The organism is Celeribacter marinus, from assembly GCF_965656515.1.
Lineage (GTDB): Bacteria > Pseudomonadota > Alphaproteobacteria > Rhodobacterales > Rhodobacteraceae > Celeribacter > Celeribacter marinus_D.
The window spans coordinates 25,387-47,506 of the sequence record NZ_CBFHKW010000005.1; the positions used below are offsets into that span (position 1 = coordinate 25,387).

At 56.3% G+C, this 22,120-nt stretch carries 24 protein-coding genes; 7 read left to right on the forward strand and 17 right to left on the reverse strand.

Translation table 11 applies throughout. The annotated features are described in order from the left end of the window. Nucleotides 1-13 precede the first annotated feature (13 nt). The 7 genes from ACTG34_RS02145 to pyk all read right to left on the reverse strand — a co-directional run bounded on the left by ACTG34_RS02145 (nt 14) and on the right by pyk (nt 4,679). A complete protein-coding gene (locus ACTG34_RS02145; RefSeq protein ID WP_062216820.1) occupies nt 14-457 on the reverse strand; it encodes an ASCH domain-containing protein in 444 nt (147 codons plus the stop codon). Next, nucleotides 454-1,032, reverse strand: coding sequence for a hypothetical protein (locus ACTG34_RS02150; RefSeq protein WP_439103397.1), 579 nt, complete (start codon nt 1,030-1,032; stop codon nt 454-456). The genes ACTG34_RS02145 and ACTG34_RS02150 overlap by 4 nt, the downstream gene beginning before the upstream one ends. Further along, nucleotides 1,032-2,102 (reverse strand): phenylalanine--tRNA ligase subunit alpha, encoded by a 1,071-nt coding sequence (gene pheS / locus ACTG34_RS02155; RefSeq protein ID WP_439103398.1) that lies wholly within the window; start codon nt 2,100-2,102, stop codon nt 1,032-1,034. Before pheS ends, ACTG34_RS02150 begins: the two co-directional genes overlap by 1 nt. Before the next feature lie 153 nt (nt 2,103-2,255). Further along, complete coding sequence (gene rplT, locus ACTG34_RS02160) at nt 2,256-2,615, reverse strand: 50S ribosomal protein L20 (protein WP_062216829.1); 360 nt, start codon at nt 2,613-2,615, stop codon at nt 2,256-2,258. Nucleotides 2,616-2,629: 14 nt separating this feature from the next. After that, entirely contained in the window at nt 2,630-2,830 is a 201-nt protein-coding gene (rpmI, locus tag ACTG34_RS02165) for a 50S ribosomal protein L35 (protein ID WP_058247396.1), read from the reverse strand. Nucleotides 2,831-2,974: 144 nt separating this feature from the next. Then, nucleotides 2,975-3,196 carry a hypothetical protein gene (locus ACTG34_RS02170; RefSeq protein WP_439103399.1) on the reverse strand — a complete coding sequence of 74 codons (222 nt, stop codon included), beginning with the start codon at nt 3,194-3,196 and terminating at the stop codon, nt 2,975-2,977. Nucleotides 3,197-3,233: 37 nt separating this feature from the next. Then, complete coding sequence (gene pyk / locus ACTG34_RS02175) at nt 3,234-4,679, reverse strand: pyruvate kinase (RefSeq protein ID WP_439103400.1); 1,446 nt, start codon at nt 4,677-4,679, stop codon at nt 3,234-3,236. Nucleotides 4,680-4,815: 136 nt separating this feature from the next. Here pyk and ACTG34_RS02180 point away from each other — a divergent pair, with 136 nt between their 5' ends. The 3 genes from ACTG34_RS02180 to ACTG34_RS02190 all read left to right on the forward strand — a co-directional run bounded on the left by ACTG34_RS02180 (nt 4,816) and on the right by ACTG34_RS02190 (nt 7,378). Continuing rightward, nucleotides 4,816-5,601 carry an N-formylglutamate amidohydrolase gene (locus tag ACTG34_RS02180; protein WP_439103401.1) on the forward strand — a complete coding sequence of 262 codons (786 nt, stop codon included), beginning with the start codon at nt 4,816-4,818 and terminating at the stop codon, nt 5,599-5,601. A 12-nt stretch (nt 5,602-5,613) separates the two neighbouring features. Then, on the forward strand, nt 5,614-5,946 hold the full coding sequence (locus ACTG34_RS02185; RefSeq protein WP_439103402.1) for a DUF1244 domain-containing protein: 333 nt from the start codon (nt 5,614-5,616) through the stop codon (nt 5,944-5,946). Nucleotides 5,947-6,112: 166 nt separating this feature from the next. Next, on the forward strand, nt 6,113-7,378 hold the full coding sequence (locus tag ACTG34_RS02190; RefSeq protein WP_439103403.1) for a calcium-binding protein: 1,266 nt from the start codon (nt 6,113-6,115) through the stop codon (nt 7,376-7,378). Nucleotides 7,379-7,460: 82 nt separating this feature from the next. Here ACTG34_RS02190 and ACTG34_RS02195 read toward each other — a convergent pair whose 3' ends face one another. The 3 genes from ACTG34_RS02195 to dgcN are packed head-to-tail and all read right to left on the reverse strand — an operon-like array spanning nt 7,461 to nt 10,349. Then, nucleotides 7,461-8,321: a D-amino-acid transaminase gene (locus ACTG34_RS02195; RefSeq protein WP_439103404.1), complete on the reverse strand. Its 861-nt coding sequence runs from the start codon at nt 8,319-8,321 to the stop codon at nt 7,461-7,463. 27 nt (nt 8,322-8,348) lie between these two features. Next, complete coding sequence (dgcA, locus tag ACTG34_RS02200; RefSeq protein ID WP_439103405.1) at nt 8,349-9,314, reverse strand: N-acetyl-D-Glu racemase DgcA; 966 nt, start codon at nt 9,312-9,314, stop codon at nt 8,349-8,351. Between the two features lie 12 nt (nt 9,315-9,326). Continuing rightward, nucleotides 9,327-10,349, reverse strand: a complete 1,023-nt coding sequence (gene dgcN / locus ACTG34_RS02205; RefSeq protein ID WP_439103406.1) for an N-acetyltransferase DgcN — start codon at nt 10,347-10,349, stop codon at nt 9,327-9,329. Nucleotides 10,350-10,635: 286 nt separating this feature from the next. On the opposite strand from dgcN, the gene ACTG34_RS02210 reads away from it, so the two are divergent. From ACTG34_RS02210 to ACTG34_RS02220, 3 genes are all read left to right on the forward strand, one after another. Next, nucleotides 10,636-11,595: an L-malyl-CoA/beta-methylmalyl-CoA lyase gene (locus ACTG34_RS02210; protein ID WP_439103407.1), complete on the forward strand. Its 960-nt coding sequence runs from the start codon at nt 10,636-10,638 to the stop codon at nt 11,593-11,595. 189 nt (nt 11,596-11,784) lie between these two features. Then, on the forward strand, nt 11,785-12,213 hold the full coding sequence (locus ACTG34_RS02215; RefSeq protein ID WP_439103408.1) for a Spy/CpxP family protein refolding chaperone: 429 nt from the start codon (nt 11,785-11,787) through the stop codon (nt 12,211-12,213). A gap of 124 nt (nt 12,214-12,337) precedes the next feature. Beyond that, the gene (locus tag ACTG34_RS02220) at nt 12,338-13,300 is read left to right on the forward strand and encodes an acetyl-CoA carboxylase carboxyltransferase subunit alpha (protein WP_439103409.1); all 963 of its coding nucleotides are present in this window, start codon (nt 12,338-12,340) and stop codon (nt 13,298-13,300) included. 106 nt (nt 13,301-13,406) lie between these two features. Here ACTG34_RS02220 and ACTG34_RS02225 read toward each other — a convergent pair whose 3' ends face one another. The 3 genes from ACTG34_RS02225 to ACTG34_RS02235 are packed head-to-tail and all read right to left on the reverse strand — an operon-like array spanning nt 13,407 to nt 15,711. Then, nucleotides 13,407-14,144 carry a lysophospholipid acyltransferase family protein gene (locus ACTG34_RS02225; protein ID WP_439103410.1) on the reverse strand — a complete coding sequence of 246 codons (738 nt, stop codon included), beginning with the start codon at nt 14,142-14,144 and terminating at the stop codon, nt 13,407-13,409. After that, the gene (locus tag ACTG34_RS02230) at nt 14,144-15,043 is read right to left on the reverse strand and encodes a cell division protein FtsX (RefSeq protein ID WP_439103411.1); all 900 of its coding nucleotides are present in this window, start codon (nt 15,041-15,043) and stop codon (nt 14,144-14,146) included. Before ACTG34_RS02230 ends, ACTG34_RS02225 begins: the two co-directional genes overlap by 1 nt. Beyond that, nucleotides 15,040-15,711 carry a cell division ATP-binding protein FtsE gene (locus ACTG34_RS02235; protein ID WP_439103412.1) on the reverse strand — a complete coding sequence of 224 codons (672 nt, stop codon included), beginning with the start codon at nt 15,709-15,711 and terminating at the stop codon, nt 15,040-15,042. The genes ACTG34_RS02230 and ACTG34_RS02235 overlap by 4 nt, the downstream gene beginning before the upstream one ends. 157 nt (nt 15,712-15,868) lie before the next feature. Between ACTG34_RS02235 and ACTG34_RS02240 the strand changes: the two genes are divergently transcribed. Next, nucleotides 15,869-16,825, forward strand: coding sequence for a zinc-ribbon domain-containing protein (locus ACTG34_RS02240; protein WP_439103413.1), 957 nt, complete (start codon nt 15,869-15,871; stop codon nt 16,823-16,825). A 3-nt stretch (nt 16,826-16,828) separates the two neighbouring features. On the opposite strand, the gene ACTG34_RS02245 is transcribed toward ACTG34_RS02240, so the two are convergent. The 4 genes from ACTG34_RS02245 to argH all read right to left on the reverse strand — a co-directional run. Next, nucleotides 16,829-19,312, reverse strand: a complete 2,484-nt coding sequence (locus ACTG34_RS02245; protein ID WP_439103414.1) for a DUF4175 domain-containing protein — start codon at nt 19,310-19,312, stop codon at nt 16,829-16,831. 48 nt (nt 19,313-19,360) lie between these two features. Next, the gene (gene lysA / locus ACTG34_RS02250) at nt 19,361-20,626 is read right to left on the reverse strand and encodes a diaminopimelate decarboxylase (protein WP_439103415.1); all 1,266 of its coding nucleotides are present in this window, start codon (nt 20,624-20,626) and stop codon (nt 19,361-19,363) included. 40 nt (nt 20,627-20,666) lie between these two features. Then, on the reverse strand, nt 20,667-20,834 hold the full coding sequence (locus ACTG34_RS02255) for a hypothetical protein (RefSeq protein ID WP_439103416.1): 168 nt from the start codon (nt 20,832-20,834) through the stop codon (nt 20,667-20,669). Then, nucleotides 20,831-22,120: argininosuccinate lyase (gene argH, locus ACTG34_RS02260; protein ID WP_439103417.1), on the reverse strand; the 1,290-nt coding region annotated here is incomplete at its 5' end. The genes argH and ACTG34_RS02255, both read right to left, overlap by 4 nt.

A 22,120-nucleotide genomic window follows, 5' to 3' on the forward strand; every position in this document is an offset into this window, starting at 1 on the left:
TCGGGAGGGGGCGTTAGCGGACGCCCAAATCCTCAACCAATTCGAATGTTTCAAAAACCAAAAGCGTATCGCGGTCCAGATCAAAGCCCTTTTCACCGCGTGTGCCGAACGCTTTGGTGATGCGTTTGCGCCATGCGTCGATGTCTTTGTCCTCGCCTTCAAGCTTCGCCATTTGCGGCGTCACATGACGGAACTTGATGCGGTCCACTTTGAGCGTGCGCACAACCATTGCGGGGGTGCCGTCCCAGTTTGCAATGATGTCGGCACGCCCCACTTGCGGGAGCGCGTCAGGGTCATTGTCGAACTCGGAAAACGGCAAACAGGTCGCGGTTTTCTTGCCCGATGCCACGAGCAGGTTCAACGCATTCACCCGCGCCTCATCCTCCGCCAACCGAAACGTCCCCGCGCCGGGGTAAGTGATTTGGAGGTCTTCCATGTTGTCGTTTTGGTCGGTCATTTTGGGCTACCTTGTGTTTGGCGCTTATAGCGTTTGTTTTCACGCAACACTTTATTCCGATACTCTCCACGATCCCTGCTATCTTCGATCAGATCAAGATCCACTTCAAAGGATCGGAGCATGTTCTGCTTTGCTATTTCAAACTCATTTTTTAGCGAATAACTGGGCACGTCAGGCCGCAGAGAAAGAAGGGCATTCTGAATGTGTCCATTCAAATTAAGAACTGCATGAGCTACAAAATCCGGTACCGCGATGCGAAGCCTCATGGAAGCTGTATCCAACTCTTGAGCCGTTCCTTCAATTGCCCGAAATGCCTCAAATGAAACACTTTCGGTTCCTAGCTCCAAGTTCTCAAAGTAGATTTGCAATGCGTTGTTCATCGATAATATGAATTCAGAATATTCACGTTCTCGGCGATCTCTAAAGCTAAACTGTCTATCCAATCGCTTTATTCGAGTATCTTTTTTAGTCGCTAAACTAGCAGCAAGGAAAGCAACAACTACTGCAGTAATCGTGCCAATTGTTGACACGATTACTGTCGCTTGCTCCTGCGTCAGTTCGCGAAACCATTCCATCACCCGTGAATCCCCCCCGCCAACGTAGGCACGCCGAGCGGATTAAACCCGTAATGGCGCAGCCAGCGCAGGTCGCTGTCAAAGAAGGCGCGTAGGTCGGGGATGCCGTATTTGAGCATGGCAAGGCGGTCGATGCCCATGCCGAAGGCAAAGCCTTGCCATTCATCGGGGTCGATGCCGCCCGCTTTGAGCACGTTGGGGTGCATCATGCCGCTGCCCAACACTTCGAGCCAATCGTCGCCCTCGCCCACTTTGACGGTGCCATTGTCCCATTTGCACTGGATATCCACCTCCGCCGAGGGCTCAGTGAACGGAAAGTGCGAGGCGCGAAAACGGGTTTTGACTTTGGTGCCGAAAAACGCGGTAAAGAACTCTTCGAGGACCCATTTGAGGTTGGCCATCGACACGTCTTTGCCAAGGCACATCCCCTCAACTTGGTGGAACATCGGCGTGTGGGTCTGGTCGTAATCACAACGGTACACACGGCCCGGCGCAATAATGCGGATCGGCGCGCCCTGTTCGGTCAAGGCGCGGATTTGGACGGGGGACGTATGCGTGCGCAACACATGCGGGGCGCGGTCATCGCCCTCGGCACGGTGCATATAGAACGTATCATGCTCTTGGCGTGCGGGATGGTGCGGCGGAATGTTGAGCGCGTCGAAATTGTGCCAGTCGTCCTCGATCTGCGGGCCTTCGGCCACGGCAAACCCGAGATCGGCAAAGATCGCGTAAATCTCATCGGAGACACGCGAAATCGGGTGCAGCGTGCCTTGCGGACGCGCACGTGCGGGGAGAGTGACGTCAAGCCACTCTTCGGCAAGACGAGCATCAAGGGCGGCATCCTCAAGAGCGATCTTTTTGGCGGCAAGTGCCGCGTTGATCTCGTCTTTGAGCGCGTTGAGTTTGGGGCCGACCTCTTGGCGCTGCTCGGGCGTCATTTTGCCAAGCTCGCGCATTTTCAGAGCCACTTCGCCCTTTTTTCCAACAGCCTGAAGGCGGATGTCCTCAAGCGTGGTCTCGTCGCCCGCATTCAAAATGGCGGTGAGGTATTTGGTCTTTAGGTCGTCCATCTGACACCCCTGTATTCTGGGCGTTCCTGCAATCGGTGTGCGCCCTTATTCATGTTCCCCCGCTTGGTATCACGGAGGGCTTGAAAAGCAAGAAGCCGCGAGCCTCCTATGGAGGTCCGCGGCTTCAATTTTGCGGTTTTCCGTGTGGAAAACTTAGAGCGCGGCCTTCGCCTTATCGACGATGGCGCCAAACGCTTCGGGCTCGTGCACGGCGAGATCGGCGAGAACCTTACGGTCCACTTCGATACCGGCAAGCGACAGGCCGTTGATGAACTTCGAGTACGTCAAACCATCATCGTGCGCGCGAACAGCAGCGTTGATACGCTGGATCCACAAAGCGCGGAAATTGCGCTTGCGATTTTTACGGTCGCGTGTCGCGTATTGGTTTGCCTTATCGACAGCCTGCGTTGCGGTGCGGAAGTTACGGCTACGGGCGCCATAATAGCCTTTCGCGGCCTTAACGATTTTACGGTGACGGGCGTGGGTAACGGTACCACCTTTGGTGCGGGACATATCCTAGCTCCTTCTTAGCGGTCGTATGGCATGTAGGACTTCACGATCTTCGCATCTGGTGCGGAGAGCGTGGTTGTGCCACGTGCGTCACGGATAAATTTCTTGTGGCGTTTGATCATGCCGTGGCGTTTGCCGGCCTGACCTGCCATGACCTTGCCAGTGGCGGTCACTTTAAAGCGCTTCTTAGCGCTCGATTTGGTCTTCATCTTGGGCATTTCCATCTCCTATTTTTCGATGGTTAAAACGCGCGACTCGGCATGCCTTTGAGCCGGTCCCGCACCATGAGCGCGTCCAATTACACGCACAGACGTCTTTGACAAGTGTAATTGATGCAATTTATGGGTCTTTTGGCCTATTTATTAGAAATAGCGGCCTAAAACGCGGGTCAATGCCATTGGGATATCTCCCACCGTATATCCACCGGGATGTTGTGTGACGGCGAGGATCACAAGACCCCCGCCGATCATAACCAGTATAGCCGCGGCGCGGGGCGGCCGACTTTCAGACAATGCCCCAATCACGGTTGGAATAGCGAGGACCAAGATTACCGTGCCAAGTACAAGAAACAGATCGGTATCCATAAACCCCACCACCAAAATTACGACGTTAAGACCGCAATTATTCCGGATCGGTGTTGAAAATCAAGCGTTCGTCGCATGGAGCAACACGAAGGATGTTTGTCGAGCCCGGTTGATTGAACGGAATCCCCGCCGTGACCACGATCATATCTTTCTCGGTGGCAAAGCCCGCGGTGCGCGCCGCACGAGCTGCATTGACCACGGCCATTTTAAAGCGCTCGACCTCACTCGTTATCACACAGTGCATACCCCAATAGAGGCACAACTTGCGCGCAGTTTTGCGGCGTGATGTCATTGCGATGATTGGCACGTGTGGACGCTCGCGCGCCGTAAGAGATGCGGTTGTGCCACTCTCGGAGTAACACACGATCGCCTTAACGTTGGTTGTCTCTGCAATTTCTCGAGCAGCGGACACGATGGCATCGGCCACGGTATCTTTTGAGGCAGAGCGCGATGCATCAATGATGGAGCGGTAGGTGTCGTCGTTCTCAACCTCCATCGCCACGTTGTGCATCGTCGTGACCGCTTCAATCGGGTAGTTGCCTGCGGCGGACTCGGCGGACAGCATAATGGCGTCAGCGCCCTCATAGATCGCGGTCGCAACGTCGGATACCTCGGCGCGGGTCGGCATCGGGCTTTCGATCATGCTTTCGAGCATCTGCGTGGCCACGATCACCGGCTTAGCGGCGGCCCGACATTTGCGGATCAGGCGCTTTTGGATCGGTGGAACGGCATGCACCGGAAGCTCCACACCAAGATCACCGCGGGCGACCATGATCCCATCAGACGCTGCCAAAATATCGTCAAAGTTCTCAACGGCAGACGGCTTTTCAATCTTGGCGAGCACCGCAGCGCGGCCATCCACAAGCTGTTTGGCCTCAACCATATCTTCAGGACGCTGCACAAATGACAGCGCAACCCAATCGACACCCAACTCACAGGTGAATTCGAGGTCTTTGCGGTCTTTGTCGGACAGAGCGGCAAGTGGGAGCAAAACGTCCGGAACGTTCACGCCTTTGCGGTCGGAAATGGTGCCCCCCACAACAACATTGCAGTTTGCGTAATCTTCGCCACAATCCTCAACTTGAAGACGGATCTTGCCGTCATTCACAAGAAGGTTTGCACCGGGCTTGAGCGCCGCAAAAATTTCGGGATGTGGAAGCTGGACGCGTTTGCTGTCACCCGGGGTCGGATCGAGGTCGAGGCGCAACTTGTCGCCTTCTTCAAGTTCGTGAGCCCCTGACGAAAATTTGCCAACGCGCAATTTCGGGCCCTGAAGGTCAGCGAGAATCGCAATTGGTCGACCTAGGTCGGTTTCGACCTTGCGGATGATCTCGTGGCGAACACGGATCTCTTCGTGCTCTCCATGGCTCATGTTGAGACGGAATACGTCTGCACCGGCCTCCGCGAGTGCGCGGATCATTTCATAGTCGTTGGAAGCGGGCCCAAGTGTGGCCACGATTTTTACGTTCCGTAAGCGTCGCATACTGCCTTACATCCTTCTTGGTGAGTTCATTTCTATCAGGGCCATCCCCTATATGCCGCAAACACAAGGGCGGCACAACTGGCGTGTTTAGCGCAAACAGTTTAAGCATGCATAGCACAACAAACATGATGGACGTATGACGCACTCTTCTTATTTCGAAATTATCGGACCTGCCCGCTCGGGGCGTTGGCTTATCACTTGTGACCATGCGAGCAATCGCGTGCCTGACGAGATCGGCCCGACGAGCTCCGGCGATTTAGGCATTTCACCCGCCGATATGGCGCGCCATATTGCCTATGATGTGGGGGCGCGCGGCGTCACAATAGAGCTGGCGCGCCTACTGGACAGTCCCGCGATTGCCACCGATTTTTCACGCCTTGTGATCGACCCGAACCGTGGCATGGATGATCCGACATTGGTGCGCAAAATTTATGACGGCTCGATCATTCCCGCCAATCGCCATGCGGATGCGGCAGAAATTGAACGCCGTCTGAACGCGTATTACCGCCCCTATCATGACGCCTACGAAACACTCGCATCCCGCCAAAACGACACCGTTGTTGTGGCCATTCACAGCTTCACGCCACAACTAAAATCCCGCCCGCGCAGGCCATGGCAACTTGGCGTCCTTTCGGCCTATGACAAACGATTAACCGACCCGCTGATTGCGGCGATGGAATCGGACCCCGCACTTCTGGCCGAGGCAGATAGAATAGGCGAACGGTTATGTATTGGCGACAACGAGCCATATGATGGAAGCCTTCCAGGTGACGCCATAGATCAACACGCGCTGCACAAAGGGCGATTGAACGCGCTGATCGAGCTGCGATCTGATCTGATTGAGACGCCAGACGCGCAACGCCGTTGGGCGGGTTTACTCGCGCCAATTCTTAGGACCACATTGGCGACAATTGACCCGTAAAGGATACAGAACATGACAACTGATATCGACAACCAAACCCGCATTGAAATCGAAGCCGCCGCCTTTCGCGCCCTGCGCGAGCACCTGATGGTGAAACGTGCCGATGTTCAAAACATCGACATGATGAATCTCGCGGGCTTTTGCCGAAACTGCCTAAGCCGGTGGTACCAAGAGGCCGCCAGTGCACGCGGTATAGATATGACAAAAGACGAGGCACGCGAAATCTACTACGGGATGCCCTACGAATCGTGGAAAGACGCAAATCAGAGCCCCGCATCGCAAGAGCAACAGGCGGCATTCAACGCGGCCTATGAGGCCAATGTCGGTCCACTCAAGGCGGAATAGGGAAACAATCATCCGCATGGGCGACCACTGTTTCGCCACCTGATCATCGACACCCTAAAGTTGCCACATTTCGTTGACAAATAATTAACGCGGTCGATATCGATAGGTGTCGGCCGTGATGGCGCGATCATGATTTTTTACGTTATTTTTTGAGCTGGAGTCCGCTATGCTGTCTGCGTTGTTTCTTATTCCCATCGCCATCGGCATCGGGTTTTTAGCTGATGCGATCTCTGACTGGGATGATATTTCAGACTACGATTTAAATCCCGACAACGGCACGGAGTCCGAAACACCAAAAGATATCGACCTCGTGCCTGAAACCACCGACCCCACAGAAGAGGGGGATGCGGACGCGGCTATAATTGGTGATGGGACAGCCAATACCCTCAATGGTACCAATGACGACGACATTTTATATGGCTTTGGTGGCAACGACATCATCACTGGCGGTGACGGTAACGATGAAATTTACGGCGGCGCAAACGATGACGTTTTAGATGGTGACGCAGGCGACGACCTAATTGAGGGCTTTGGCGGACGAGATACGATCAACGGCGGCCTTGGTAACGATATGCTGTTCGGCGAAGACGGCGAAGACACGATTGACGGCGGAGATGGCGATGACACCATAGACGGCGGTCTCGGTCACGACACTTTGACGGGCGGCGCAGGCGCAGACACAATCTTGGGCGGCATCGGCAACGACACGCTCACGGGAGCCACAGGCGCCGATATTCTGGATGGCGGCGCAAATAACGACACCATTTATGCGGGTCTGGGCGACGACCTTGTCATTGGCGATGACGGCGACGACATTCTGTTTGGTGGAGACGGCAACGATCGGGTTGTTGGCGGCTTGGGCGACGACATAATCAACCTCGGAGACGGTGACGATATCACGGCGCGGACGGTCGATCTAAGCGTCGCTCTCACAGAGGGGGATGATGACGGGGACGACGCAATTAATGGTGGCGAAGGCAACGATACGCTCATCGACGCCAGCGGCGTAAATTCCCTTTTTGGCGATGCAGGCAATGACATAGTTTCCACAGTCGATCGTGGGTTTATCGGCGATGCCAACTATATCTCCTCTGCGGATATTGCGGACGGGGGGGACGGCGATGATATCCTTGTCTTCGATAACGGCGACACCGCAACAGGCGGGGCAGGCAGTGATACGTTCGACGCGATCCGCTCGACCACGTTGGCCTCTGATGTTGTCACAATCACGGACTTTAACACCGACGAGGATGTGTTGATCGTCGAGTGGGTTGGCGCGGCTCAAAACGGCAATACGCTAATCTTCACCGAAAATGATGGCGGCCTTGTCGGGACTTACGAAGGCATCGTTGTGGTACAACTGAATGGCCTAACCGCGGCGGATATTCCCAACATTACCGGATCGTTCGACTACACTGCGCCCACGATCTAAAGCTGCATACCTTGCGTATGAACATGAAAAGGCCCGCCACTATGGCGGGCCTTTTGTATTGCGTCTCAGTAAAACTGCGCGATTAGATCGCCGTTTTGATCATCTCTTCTGTATAGATTTCACGCAGGCGTTTCGAGATATCACCAGGAACACCCGTACCAATTGTTGCGCCGTCAATTTCGATGACGGGTTGAGCAAAGCCCGTAGCGGAGGTCACAAACGCCTCATCGGCCTGTTGCGCCTCTTCAATCGTGAAGGGACGTTCCTCAACCTTCATCTGCGCCTCACGCGCAAAGCGCAGGATGGCGGCGCGGGTGATGCCGTGCAAAATATCGTTGCCAAGCTGACGCGTGATGATCGTGCCGTCTTTGACAATATATGCGTTGTTCGCGGTGCCTTCGGTCACGAGGCCATCCTCGACCAACCACGCATCGGCGCAGCCCTTTTTCTTCGCCTGCATTTTCGCGTAAGACGGATAAAGCAGCTGTGTCGTTTTGATGTCGCGGCGTCCCCACCGTTGATCTTCGATGGAGATAACCTTGATGCCCTCGTCCATCACTTTGCTGTCCACGAGCGGTTTGTTGAACGTAAACAACACGATGCCGCACGGCACCTCTTCGGGGTCTGGCCACGCGAAATCACGATCCCCAGGTGCGCCGCGCGTGATCTGCAAATAAATGCCACCCTCATCGAGATCATTCTTGGCAATGAGTTCGCGGTGGATGGCGAGCAATTCGTCCATCGTGACGGGGGAGACCATTTCGAGCTCGCTCATGGAACGCTGCAAGCGTACGGAGTGGCCCGCAAAATCAATGATCTTTCCGCCGATCACGGACGTGACCTCATACACCGCGTCCGCCATCAGGAAGCCACGGTCAAAAATAGAAACTTTGGCCTCGGTCTCGGGCAGGTATTCGCCATTGACGTAAACAGTGCGGGTCATGTCGCTCTCCTAAAATTAATCAGTGCCTTAGCCCCAAAGCGCGGCGGTGGGCGGATGCACACCATCTGCGTTGTAGCTCAGAGGGTCCGCACGGTCTTCCGCCAAAAGAAGCGGCCCGTCAAGGTCCACGACGGCGGCGCCCTGAGCCACGACAACCGCGGGAGCCATAGCCAGCGACGATCCGACCATACAGCCGACCATGATGGCGTAGCCCTCGTTGCGGGCTTGCGTGCGCAGCGCCAAGGCTTCTGTCAGCCCACCTGTTTTGTCGAGCTTGATGTTCACCATGTCGTACTTGCCCTTGAGCGCGGGCAGACTTGCGCGATCATGACACGACTCGTCTGCACACACGGGCAAGGGGCGCGCGATTTCGCCTAACATGTCATCTGCGCCCGCTGGCATGGGCTGTTCGACCAGATCAACCCCCAAACGCACCATGTGCGGGGCAAGCTCGCTATAGACCTCTGCGCTCCACCCCTCGTTTGCATCCACGATGATCCGCGATTTTGGCGCGCCGCGCCGCACGGCCTCTAAACGGGCCATATCGTCAGGCGTGCCAAGTTTGATTTTCAACAGCGGACGGTGCGCGTGTTTGGCCGCGGCCATCTGCATCGCTTCGGGTTCTCCGAGCGACAGGGTATAGGCGGTGATCATGGGGATCGGCTTGGGAAGCTCGATGAGGTCCCAAATGCGTTTGCCCGCCTGCTTCGCCTCCAGATCCCACAAGGCACAATCCACGGCATTGCGCGCCGCACCCGCGGGAAGAGCCTGCTGTAGTTCCGCGCGGGTGATGCCGCCGGAAAGCCCCTCGATCTGCGCCGTCACGCTGTCGAGACTTTCTCCGTAACGCGCATAGGGCACGCATTCGCCTACGCCCGTTACGCCGCCACGCGACACGCGCACGGTCAAAACCTGCGCCTCGGTTCGTGCGCCACGCGATATGACGAACGCCTCGGCGAGACGGAACGCCTGCCGATCTACTGTGATGCTCATGTCTGCCCCCGTTTATTCAGCTGCGAGGGCAGTTTGCTTTCCCAACAGCGCATCCACAAGGCGTTCCGCGCCCTGACGGAAAGGATCAACCGCAGGCAATTCCATTTCAGCCTCGACGGCAGCAAGATAGGCAACAGCCTCGTCGTCGCTCATGTGCTGCGTATTGATGGAAATGCCAACCACTTCGCAGGCTGAATTCGCGATACGCGCAAGGGGAAGAGCCGTGTCGCGCAACTGCTGAAGGGTCGGCAAGTCGTAGTCGGGCAGACCACGCATATGGGTGCGGGTCGGCTCGTGACAAAGGATAAGCGCATCGGGCTGGCCGCCGTGAATAAGCGCCATTGTGACACCGGAATAGGAGACGTGGAACAGGCTGCCCTGCCCCTCGATCATATCCCAGTGATCCGGATCATTGTCGGGCGTCAGCCATTCGACAGCCCCTGCCATGAAATCGGCAACGACAGCATCAAGCGGCACACCTTTGCCCGTAACGAGAATGCCCGTCTGGCCTGTCGCGGCAAAGGTCGACTTCTCCCCGCGCTGTTTCATAACCTTGTCCATCGCCAAGGCGGTGTACATTTTGCCCACCGAACAATCGGTGCCGACAGCAAGGCAGCGTTTGCCCGTGCGTTTCACGCCATTGGCAATCGGATAGGCCACCGAGGGCACACGCACGTCATGAAGTTCACGGCCACAGGCTGCGGCCACGGCAACCAGATCAGGCTCATTGGTCAACAGGTTGTGCAAGCCGCTTGCGATGTCGAAGCCCTCCTCCAGCGCCGCGATCAGAACCTTTTTCCAAGCTTGCGAAATCACGCCACCACGGTTGGCCACACCGATCACCAAGGTCTTCGCCCCCGCGGCTTTCGCCTCGGCGAGTGTCATGTCAGCGATCTTCATGTCGGCTTTGCAGTCTTCCATCCGGAATTGACCGAGCGCGTATTCGGGCCGCCAATCTTTGATACCTTGGGCAACCTTGGCGGCGAGTTGGTCGGGGGCATCTCCGAGGAATAGAAGGTATGGGGTGGCGATCATGGCAGCTCTCCGTGTGGGGTCCGTAGCATCTAGGGATCAATGCGTTTCGTCCAATATGATCGACTGTGGATGGCAAGTGCTCTCATTTGTGATGATTCAATACACCAATTCGGGAGGTACTCCCAAAAATCATAACTATTTCGGGATTTATTATCATGAGGCGGTTGAAAGACGGCGGGCCCATAGGGCGTCGCTGCGACGCAGAATTATCTTGCATCCCGGTGCGCAAGATAATACCAAACAATACATTAATTCAGAAATATCGTTACCCAAAGGAATCTCTCACATGTCCTTCCGCCTGCAACCCACGCCCCCTGCCCGCCCCAACCGTTGCCAACTCTTCGGCCCGGGGTCGAACACCAAACTGTTCCCGAAAATGGCGGCGTCCGCAGCGGATGTGATCAACCTTGACCTCGAGGATTCCGTAGCCCCCTCCGACAAAGACACAGCGCGCGCCAACATCATCGAGGCGATCAACACCATTGATTGGGGCGCCAAGACGCTCGCTGTGCGGATCAACTCGCTCGACACGCCGTATTGGTATCGCGATGTCGTGGACCTGTTGGAGCAAGCGGGCGACCGCCTCGATCAGATTATGATCCCCAAAGTGGGCTGTGCCGAAGACGTCTATGCCGTCGATGCGCTGGTCACTGCGATCGAACGGGCCAAGGGCCGTACGAAAAAGGTGGCGTTCGAAGTCATCATCGAAAGCGCCGCGGGCATTGCCCACGTCGAAGCCATCGCAGCAAGCTCGCCTCGCATGGAGGCCATCAGCCTCGGCGCCGCTGACTTTGCCGCGTCTATGGGTATGCAAACCACGGGCATCGGCGGCACGCAGGAAAATTACTACATGCTGCATGGCGAGACGCGCCACTACTCTGATCCGTGGCATTGGGCGCAAACCGCCATCGTCGCCGCATGCCGAACACATGGGCTATTGCCCGTGGACGGACCATTTGGTGATTTCTCCGACGATGAAGGCTACCGCGCACAGGCGCGCCGCTCAGCGACACTTGGGATGGTTGGCAAATGGGCGATCCACCCCAAGCAGATCGCATTGGCAAACGAGGTCTTTACACCTTCCGAGGACGCCGTGGCAGAAGCCCGCGAAATCCTGGCCGCAATGGAGGTGGCCAAAGCCAATGGCGAAGGCGCGACCGTCTACAAAGGCCGCCTTGTCGATATTGCGTCGATCAAACAAGCAGAGGTTATTGTCGCGCAGTCGGAGTTGATTGCGAACAGTTAAGCCTTTCTCCGATCAGGAGGAGGAGCCTGATTGTAGAGAATGACGCCGCGGGAGGCCCACCCCGCGGCGTTTTTGTATCTGTGCGGCATCCGCGCACCACCCGACCTGCGACATCAAACGTTGATTCAAATCAAAGGCATATCACAGAAGCACCTTTAAAAGGCTCGTATATCAATCAATGAGGTCGCTATGAAATTCACTTCCATCCTTGTCGCCGCCAGCCTCGTGCTCACAACACCCGCATTTGCCCAGAGCATGATGACACCACAGGAAAAGGGCCTATCGGCACCCGTGGTGGCCCTCACAGGTTTCATCGCAAAAAACGCCGATGCCTTGGCCCTTGACGAAGCGCAGCGCGCCGCTCTCAAACAGTGGCTAGATACCATGCCCGCAAAACGTGGTGCTTTGGAAAACGAAACCGCCGAGCTTCGCGCGCAATTGCGGACCGCTATTGTCGACAATGCCGACACTGCGACACGCCAAGCGCTCGCGGAACAGATCGGAGCGAAAGAAACTCAGCTCGTGCTCATGCGCTCCAATTGCGTTGATCATTGGCGCGGCGTGCTGGACGATACACAATTTGGCCAAGCCCTCACCCTTGCAGGGCTGAAAGAATAACCACAGCGCGTCAGGGCGCCTCTCGGTCTTTGCGGCTGAAGGGGCGCCCGAACCACCCACACGGATTGCATTTCCTGGACGCTGACGCCATATACGGAAACAACAAGTGGTTCGGAGTTCCAAAATGACGCAATATCTCGAGTTTGAAAAACCCCTCGCGGAGATCGAAGGCAAAGCGGAAGAGCTACGTGCTCTGGCCCGCGCCAATGAAGAGATGGACGTCGAAAAAGAAGCGGCCGCTTTGGACAAAAAAGCTGCCGACATGTTGGTCGACATGTACAAAAACCTGACGCCTTGGCGTAAATGTCAGGTCGCGCGCCACCCCGACCGCCCCCATTGTCAAAACTACATCGAGGCGTTGTTCACAGAATACACGCCACTCGCGGGCGATCGCAATTTTGCGGACGATCACGCGGTCATGGGCGGCTTGGCGCGCTTCAACGATCAACCCGTTGTGGTGATCGGTCAGGAAAAGGGCAACGACACCAAAACACGCATCGAGCGCAATTTCGGCATGGCCCGCCCCGAAGGATACCGTAAAGCCATTCGCCTCATGGAACTGGCCGACAAATTTGGTTTGCCTGTCATTGCTCTCGTCGATACCCCTGGTGCATTCCCTGGCAAAGGGGCAGAAGAGCGCGGTCAATCCGAGGCGATCGCACGTGCCACCGAAAAATGCCTGCAACTCGGTGTTCCCATGATTTCCGTCATCATCGGCGAAGGTGGATCGGGCGGCGCAGTCGCCTTTGCCTCTGCCAACAAAGTCGCGATGCTGGACCACTCGGTCTATTCGGTGATATCGCCCGAGGGCTGTGCATCGATCCTATGGAAAGATGCCGAGAAAATGCGCGAAGCCGCCGAAGCACTGCGCCTGACGGCTCAAGACCTCTATAAACTCGGCGTGATCGACCAGATCATTCCCGAGCCAATGGGCGGCGCACAACGTGATCCTCAATCTGCGATCACGGCCGTTGGCAAGGCGATCCAATCCATGCTGACGCCACTCCTGAAAAAAGAGCGCACGGACATCATTGCGGAGCGGCGCAAGAAATTCCTGAACATCGGATCAAAAGGACTGGCCGCCTAAGCCGCTGGCGACCGCCATATCCGATTGAGACCCAAAACGCTTACCACCAAAAACAAAGGGCGCACGTGATAGCGAGCGCCCTTTTGCAGTCCAGATATCCATTGAGCTAGACAGTAGGAGGATTGAACCCCGCCTCTTGCATCAACCTATTTGACGAGCTTTCAACAGCCTGTTCTAGCTCTGTCATAAACGCCTCAATTTGTAAGCCTTGCTCGATACGCGGCAAGAACTCGACAACGGCCAATCCGCGCCCACGGTAAATACCGTGTCGCTTCCAAAACACTCCAACGTTCGTGCCCGCCGGCACACAGGCCTGACCCGTTTGCTCATACAAAACACCTGTCCCCACCTTGTAGGGTAGGATTTCGCCCGCACCGACACGCGTCCCTTGTGGGAATATCACCAATTGCCCCGCTTCAATCGCGCCCGACTTCACATCCGCCACCATCTTTTTGATCGCAACGCCACGCTTGCCGCGATCCACCGCGATACAATTGATGCGCTTGGCGTAATAGCCAACGATGGGCGTCATTGTGATCTGCTTTTTCATGATGAATTTCGGGCGCGGCAACGCTGATGTAATCATGATGATATCGAAAAAGCTTTGGTGCTTTGAGGCGACGATCACGGCATCGGTTGGCACCTCCCCACGGATTTCGGACCGTAATCCGACAATAATACGCGCGGAGAACCGCACCCAGTGACAATAGGCATGGATTGCTTTGAACGCGTACTCGCGCTCGAACAGGGCCAGAGGCGTGTAGACAATCGCGAGGATCAAAAGCACGACATACATCTGCACAACGAAGATGAGCGAGAGAACCCACTGAACCGGATAGGGCATTACATCAACCTCCTCAACGCTTGCGTGGCCGCTACACGGGTGGCGCCATAAGCAACGATAGCGGCAAGTAGCGGAATAATACACGGCCAAAGCCACTGTGCGCCTTGAAACCCTAGCCCCGTAAGAAACCCGCCCTCGACGTTCGCATCTGGCAAAAGGGAAATGGCAACAACGCCAAAAAACGTTCCAACCACTGCACCTGTGAACCCGCGCACTGTAAAGCGCCGCACAAAAGCGCGTGCGATATACATATCGGTTGAGCCAACAAGACGCAAAACACGGACCACCTGACCATTCGCCGCCAACGCCGCATTTGCGGCAAGCGTGATCATTCCCGCAGTGACGGCCGCGATCAGGACGAGCGACAGCAAACCGAGAATTCGTAGACGATCCGCGGCCTCGACCAGCGGGAGACGCCAGCGGCTATGATCATCCAGAACAGCCCCCGGAACTTCGCCCGCAAGGCGCAACCGCAACCCTTGGGCATCATACCCTTCAGCCGTCTCGCGCACCTCAATCAACACCGGCAACGGAAGGTTTTCAATTGGCAAAGACGGCCCAAACCACGGCTCCAACAGCGCACGCTCATCCTCATCTGATAACGCCTCGGCAAATGCAATGCCGGGTGTTGTGCGCAACACGTCCAAGGCCGCTTGCGTCTGTGCCGCGACCTGATCGTCAGGCGCGGAAATGCGGACGGTAGACGCCCGCGCCAGTTCACTCCCCCATTGATCGGCCAACCGACCCGTGGCGAACGACAGCGCCATGGCAAACACCGCCAAAAACGCCATTGCACCCGAGGTAAGCAGCGATAGTTGCGCCGTAAAGCCAGAGGGGGGGACAACACGATCATGCTTGTTCTCATCAAACTGCAGGAATGGCAGCAGAATACTCTTCATAAATCTGCTCCCGCTTGATGAATACGCCGATCAGCAATTCTCAGAACACGGGCGTTTACCTGTGATTTTGCCTGACGAATCAGATGCATGTCGTGAGTGGCAATAACAACGGTTTTGCCCATACGGTTGAGTTCCACCAGTAATTGCAACAAGCGCAATGACATTTCCCAATCCACATTGCCCGTAGGCTCATCCGCGATGATCACATCTGGCGACATGATTATAGCACGCGCAAGGGCAGCACGTTGGCGTTCGCCGCCCGACATTTCGGGCGGCAGTGCATTGGCGTGATCACTTAGCCCCACCCACGCAATCAAATCAGCCAAATCACTCTCGACGACAGGACGCCCTGACACCGTAAGCGGCAGCGAGATATTTTCCCAAACGCTTAAATGATCAAGAAACTGACAGTCTTGGTGCACAACACCAATCTTGCGGCGCAGCATGGCCACGTCATCGCGATCCAGACTACGGCTGTCTTTCCCCAAGAGCGACACACGCCCCGCCGTCGCCTGTAATTCGTGATAGCACAGTTTTAGAAATGTGGTTTTGCCTGCCCCAGACGGTCCCGTCAAAAAGTGAAACGACCCCGGAGCGAGGGAGACGTTTATTTGGGAAAGCAATTCGCGCCCCCCGTATCCGTACGCTGCGTCATGAAACTCGATCACTTTGAAACCCCTGTCTCTCATTCGCGACAGTTTTGCCTCACAGTGAAGCGCGTTTCAATGCAACTGTCGCAAAAACATGGACAATCCCGCCTCAACGGTTAACATTTCGTAGAAATATGCAAGATATACCACGGACAAACTGTGGATGGGGTCAGTAATGCGGCTAGTGTGCCCAAACTGCGATGCTCAATATGAGGTCGACGAAAAGGTCATTCCCGAGAACGGGCGAGATGTTCAATGCTCAAACTGCGGTCATACGTGGTTTCAAAGCCCTGAACATATGGATGCCGATCTTGCGGCGGAAATGGGCTACGACCTTGCACAAGAAAGCGAGGCCGACCACACGCATGCCCCGCTAGCCGAGCACTCTCCCAAGCCTGACTTTGATACGGACGAGGACGCCTTTCACGAGGTCGAGCCGAACGAACTGTCATCGCAGGATGATCAAGATCAGGAAGAATGGTCAAGCACGGCTGATCACGCCCCCGCCTACACCTATGACGAAGACGAAGACGATGACGACGTAGGGCCAGTTCAAGGTGTTGTGGCACGTCCGCGGCCGTCGATCGACGAATCGATCAAGGATATGCTGCGTGAAGAACAAGAATTCAGTGCGCCACATGGCGCGTCAGAACCGTTAGAAATTCAAACGGATTTGGGACTGGAAGAAGCCGAAATTGCGACAGATCAGGCGATGCGTGAAAAGATGGCGCGTTTGCGTGGCCTCGATCCTGCCGACCCTGCGTTGACTGCCGGGACGTTGGGATCACATTCAAAGCGGCGCGACCTATTGCCTGATATCGAAGAGATCAACTCTACGCTTAGTGCGTCATCCGAACGTGATGCCGATGGCACTGTCCCAGACGAGCAAACCCGCCGCACCCGTGCGCAACGCGGTGTTTCGCGCTCAATCTTTGCGGTGTTTATCATCGTCGCGTCCCTTTTGGTCGCGCTGTATGTCTTTGCGCCAACCATCGCCAATGCCGTGCCATCGCTCGCCCCCCTCATGGACAGCTATATCAGTAGCGCAAACGTCTTTCGGGTTTGGCTCGATGGTGGCATGTCGGCTTTGAGCGACCGCCTGAATATCTTGCTCAGCCAACTCAATGGCTGATCATTAAAACCGGTCTAACAAGCGGTTGAGATAGTCGCGTTCATCATCGGAGCGCTGTTGCTCTGCGGATCGCCTCCTGATTTCGTCCAATAGCTCCTCGGCGCGCCGATAGACATCCTTACCCTCGGTCATCGCCTCATCAGAACCGGCTTGGCCCGTATTGCCCGCGAAGCGCCCCAAGGGATCGCGGCGCTCTTCGCCGCCAGTGGCCCCGCCAGATTGCCCTTGTTGTCCGTCTTGATCTTGCGCTTGGCTTTGTGACAGCTGATCGCCCAATTGGCGCATCCCCTCGCGTAACGCTTCCAATGCTTGAGCCTGACGATCCAGAGCACCGCCCAAATCGTTTTCGCGCAAGGCCTGCTCGGCATCATCCATCGCGCGGCCCGCACCGTCGAGAGCCTCACCAATGCCTTCAGCATTCTCACCGTTTGGCACGCGGCTACGCTGACGCTCCAATTCCCGCCGCAAGGCTCCTTGACGCTCCGACAAGGCACCCATGTCTGAGGCGCCATCCTCACCTTGACCTTGAGCATCAGAGCCTTGTCGATCTTGACCCTCGCCCTCTTCGCCTTGCGGTCCTTGGTCTTGCTGGTTTTGTAGGTCAGAGAATGTATCGTCATTCAACTCTTGCTGGTCGCGCAACATATCTTGCATGCCCTGCATTGACGGATTGCCCTCGCCCCCTTGTCCATTCGGGTCTTGGGTCACACGCATGTTTTCCAAAAGCTGATTGAGCATATCCATCATCTGTTGCGCCTCGGCCATGCGGCCCTGCTCCATCAACTCCTGAATACGGTCCATCAATTGTTTGAGCTGATCGGCGGACATCTGTTGCGTCTCGCCTTGCGCAGCCTCGCTCTCTTGATCGCCTTGCTGTTCCGCCAATTGCGCAATGTAATCTTGTGTCGCCTCACGCAACTCCTGCATCAGGCGCGCGATTTCTTCATCAGAGGCGCCATCACGCATCGCCTGTTGTAGGCGCTCTTGCGCGCGGCGCAATCTTTCCAACGCTTCCTTTAAATCGCCATCCTCAAGCAGGGTCGCAATCTCCCACAACTCTTTGACAACCTGATCTACGCGCTCATCAGACATCGGACCGACACGATCCTCAATCAACGAAATCACAGCGCGCAGACGTTGCGTGACATCCCCGTCACCCACAGTCTCATCCGGTTGATAGGATACCGCTCTAAGCACCTGCGCCGCGCGGGCTGCATTGGAACGGTTCCATAACAGCTCTCTACGCACGTCAATAATCGCCGCCGCAAGTGGATCGAAGAAACGCCGCCCCGGCAAAATGCCTTCGCCAATCGCATCCGTACTCACCTGCCCCGTTTGATCGTAGGCCCTAAGTGATATCATCACGGGCAGTCCAGAAAACGGATGCTCAGAGACGTTTTGGGCGAACATGCCCTCAATCTCGGTGCGGTTCCCCGTCTGTGGTAATATAACGTCAATGATCAGGTCAGGACGCGGTTCAGGGGTCAGAGCAAACCCGTAGTGGCGCGTCACCGCCGCAACATCACGCTCGAACACCATCACCGCTTTGGTGATACCAAAATCATCACTGAGGCGATAAGACTGACGCGCCTCACCGCTGGCCGCACGGGTCATGTCGCCAATCAGCTCGGCCGTTGGTGGCGCATCAGGAATAAGCCCTACGCTCCACAACTGCCCAGTTGGACCATCAATTTCAATATCGCCAGACTGCACCACCTTGAAATCCGGTGCGGCCCCATCGCCAATCCCCGAGACCGTTTCACGCAACGTCAAATCGTCAGACGCGCCATCGCCATATAAGCGCACGGTGACTTGTGATCCCTGTGGCGCGTCAAAACCAGCGCCTAAATCCGCGAGATACAAGGTGGGCTTGCCCGTAAACGCAGGTGGCTTCACCCAGCCTTCCCATGTTGGCCCCGCAGCGATCTGGTCGGCGCCGCCCGTCATCCCGACAGTTTTAGCATGATCGATTGACCCGAACGCCAATCCCATACCCAACACGGTCAATGCCATAAGGCGCAGCCCGTAGGGATCGTTGGCTGCCATCATCGGCTCAGGGGCAATGGGGCGCGCCGCGGCAACGCGCGTCGACATGCGCGCCATATGCGCCGCCCAAATCGCACGCGACGATGGATCAGACGCCCCCGACACAGGCGTGTCACGCAACGCTTGGAGAGGTTGACCACGTAAAGTGGCATCCACACGAGACACTGCAATCGCCCGTGACGGCCAGCGCAACCGCCAGACCCCAAAGGCGAACAGACCCGCCAAGGCGAGGGCAACCATGCCCCAAATCGCTATGCGCGATCCAAGAGGTAGGACCTCATGCACCCCCAACAGAGTCAGACCAATCACCACAGCAACACCAGAAAAAGACGGCCAAAACGCTGTGGCGACATGCTCGAACAACACACCGATATGGGTCGCGCCAATGGCGCGGCTCACCCGTTTTGCGGTCTCTTCGGTCAGATGCGTTCGATAGTCCATTCACTCATCCGGTTTGGGCAAATGCCGCACACGGACGCGTGCACAGGATTACAGCCACACAGGAATGGTATCGCGCTTTATCATTTCGTCATAGGTCGGACGCGCACGGATGACAGCGAATTGATCGCCATGGACCAGAACCTCTGGGATCAATGGCCGTGAGTTATACTCGGACGCCATAACAGCACCGTATGCACCCGCCGATCGAAACGCCACAAGATCATCCTCGCGCAGTGGCGGCATATCTCTGGCTTTAGCGAATGTGTCGCCCGTCTCACACACCGGACCAACAATATCGAGAGGCGCTTGCTCAGCTCCGGCAAGCGGTTCGATCACAGGCACAATATCGTGGTGCGCATCATACATCGATGGGCGCACAAGATCGTTCATGGCCGCATCCACAATTAGGAAATCGCGCCCCTCACCGTGTTTGAGGTAGATGACGGACGAGACCAAAATCCCTGCGTTACCGGAGATAAGACGCCCTGGCTCAATTTCGATTTCGCATCCCAGATGGCCGACCGTCTTGCGGATCACCTCACCGTACTCGACCGGCAATGGGGGCGCTTCGTTAGAGCGCTCATACGGGATGCCCAAACCACCGCCCAAATCGAGGCGGCGAATGTCATGGCCGTCTGCACGCAGCATTTCAGTCAATTCAGCAACCTTGGTAAAGGCCAACTCGAACGGCTCCAGTTGCGTCAATTGCGAGCCGATATGGACGTCGATGCCAACAACATCAATGCCCTCCATTTGCCCAGCGCGTCTGTAAACATCGCGACATGTTGCAATCGGAATGCCGAATTTGTTCTCGGATTTCCCCGTGGCAATTTTTGCGTGCGTTTTGGCGTCGACATCGGGGTTCACGCGCAACGCAATCGGTGCCTTGACCCCCAAAGACATCGCAACCGCGTTGAGCGCCTCCAACTCCGGCTCGCTCTCGACATTGAACTGGCGAATGCCCCCCTCAAGGGCCACACGCATTTCCTCGCGGGTTTTGCCTACGCCCGAAAACACGATCCGATCTCCCGGAAGCCCCGCAGCTTTCGCCTTAAGATACTCACCCATAGACACCACATCGATACCCGCGCCAAGCTCACCCATGAGTTTGAGAACGGCAAGGTTCGAGTTTGACTTCATCGCAAAGCAAATGAGGTGATCCATGCCGCCCAACGCCTCATCAAACAGCGTAAAGTGACGCGTCAACGTAGCGGTGGAATAGACGTAAAACGGTGTGCCGACCGCAGCGGCGATATCGCTCACACGGACATCTTCGGCGTGCAAAACGCCGTCACGGTAGAGAAAGTGGTCCATAGATAGGGGCCCTTGAAATCAGGTCGCCACAACGGGCGGATCAGTTGGCGGGAAACGTTATCCCGATCTGCGTGCTCGAATATGCACCCATGTTCGAATTCACACCGATGGTTTGCTTGCCCGAGATGACAGGTTTGGTCGGCTCGCCATTGGCGCCACATGCGGCCAACGTGGTAAGCGCCATCAACACAGTTGCGATGCGGATCATTTCAACACCTCTTTCCAACGCGCGATCTGCGCACGCACCTGTGAAGGGGCCGTGCCGCCGTAGCTTGTCCGAGATGCCACCGAGTTTTCAACTGTTAAGACGTTGAACACGTCCTCAGTAATCGCATCGTGAACGGATTTCATGTCGGCAAGGCTCAAATCGGGTAGGTCGCATCCCTTTTTCTCAGCCATAGCGACCAAGGCACCTGTGACATGGTGGGCATCGCGAAACGGCATTCCCGCCTCACGGACAAGCCAGTCGGCCAAATCGGTCGCGGTCGAAAATCCGCTCGCGGCTGCGGCACGAAGATTGTCGATGTTCCCCGTCATGTCCGACACCATCCCCGTCATCGCGGCCAGCGCCAGCATCAGGTTGTCGGCGGCGTCGAACACCTGCTCTTTGTCTTCTTGCATGTCCTTCGAATAGGCCAGTGGCAGCCCCTTCATCACCATCATCAAGGCGACATTCGCACCGAAAATGCGCCCGACTTTGGCGCGGATCAATTCAGCCGCATCCGGGTTCTTCTTTTGCGGCATAATCGACGAGCCGGTAGAAAACCGATCTGAAAGCGTGACGAATTTAAACTGCGCTGACGACCAGATCACCAATTCCTCGGCAAAGCGGCTCATATGCATGGCCGTAATGGACGCGCATGACAAAAACTCCAATGCGAAATCGCGATCCGCAACAGCGTCCAGCGAGTTGGCAGTCGGACGATCAAACCCAAGCGTCGCGGCGGTCATGTGGCGATCAATCGGGAACCCTGTACCCGCAAGCGCGGCCGATCCGAGCGGATTTTCATTCATGCGTGCACGGGCATCTTTGAACCGCGACATGTCACGGCCAAGCATCTCGACATAGGCCATCATGTGGTGGCCCCACGTGACGGGCTGCGCCGTTTGCAAATGTGTAAAGCCGGGCATAACCCAATCCGCACCTGCCTCGGCCTGTGCGATCAACGCGCGGATCAGAGCATCAATGCCCGAAATCGCCGCGTCCATTTGATCGCGCGTCCACAGTTTGAAATCTGTGGCCACTTGGTCATTGCGTGAGCGCGCCGTATGCAGACGCCCCGCCGCGTCCCCGATGATCTCTTTGAGACGCGCCTCGACATTCATATGAATATCTTCAAGAGCGGCAGAAAATTCGAAGTTTCCGCCTTCTATTTCTGACAATACCGTGAGTAGGCCTTCCCGAATGACATCAGCATCGTTAGCGTCGATAATACCTTGTTGGGCCAACATAGCGGCATGTGCACGCGACCCTGCGATGTCTTGAGAAGCGAG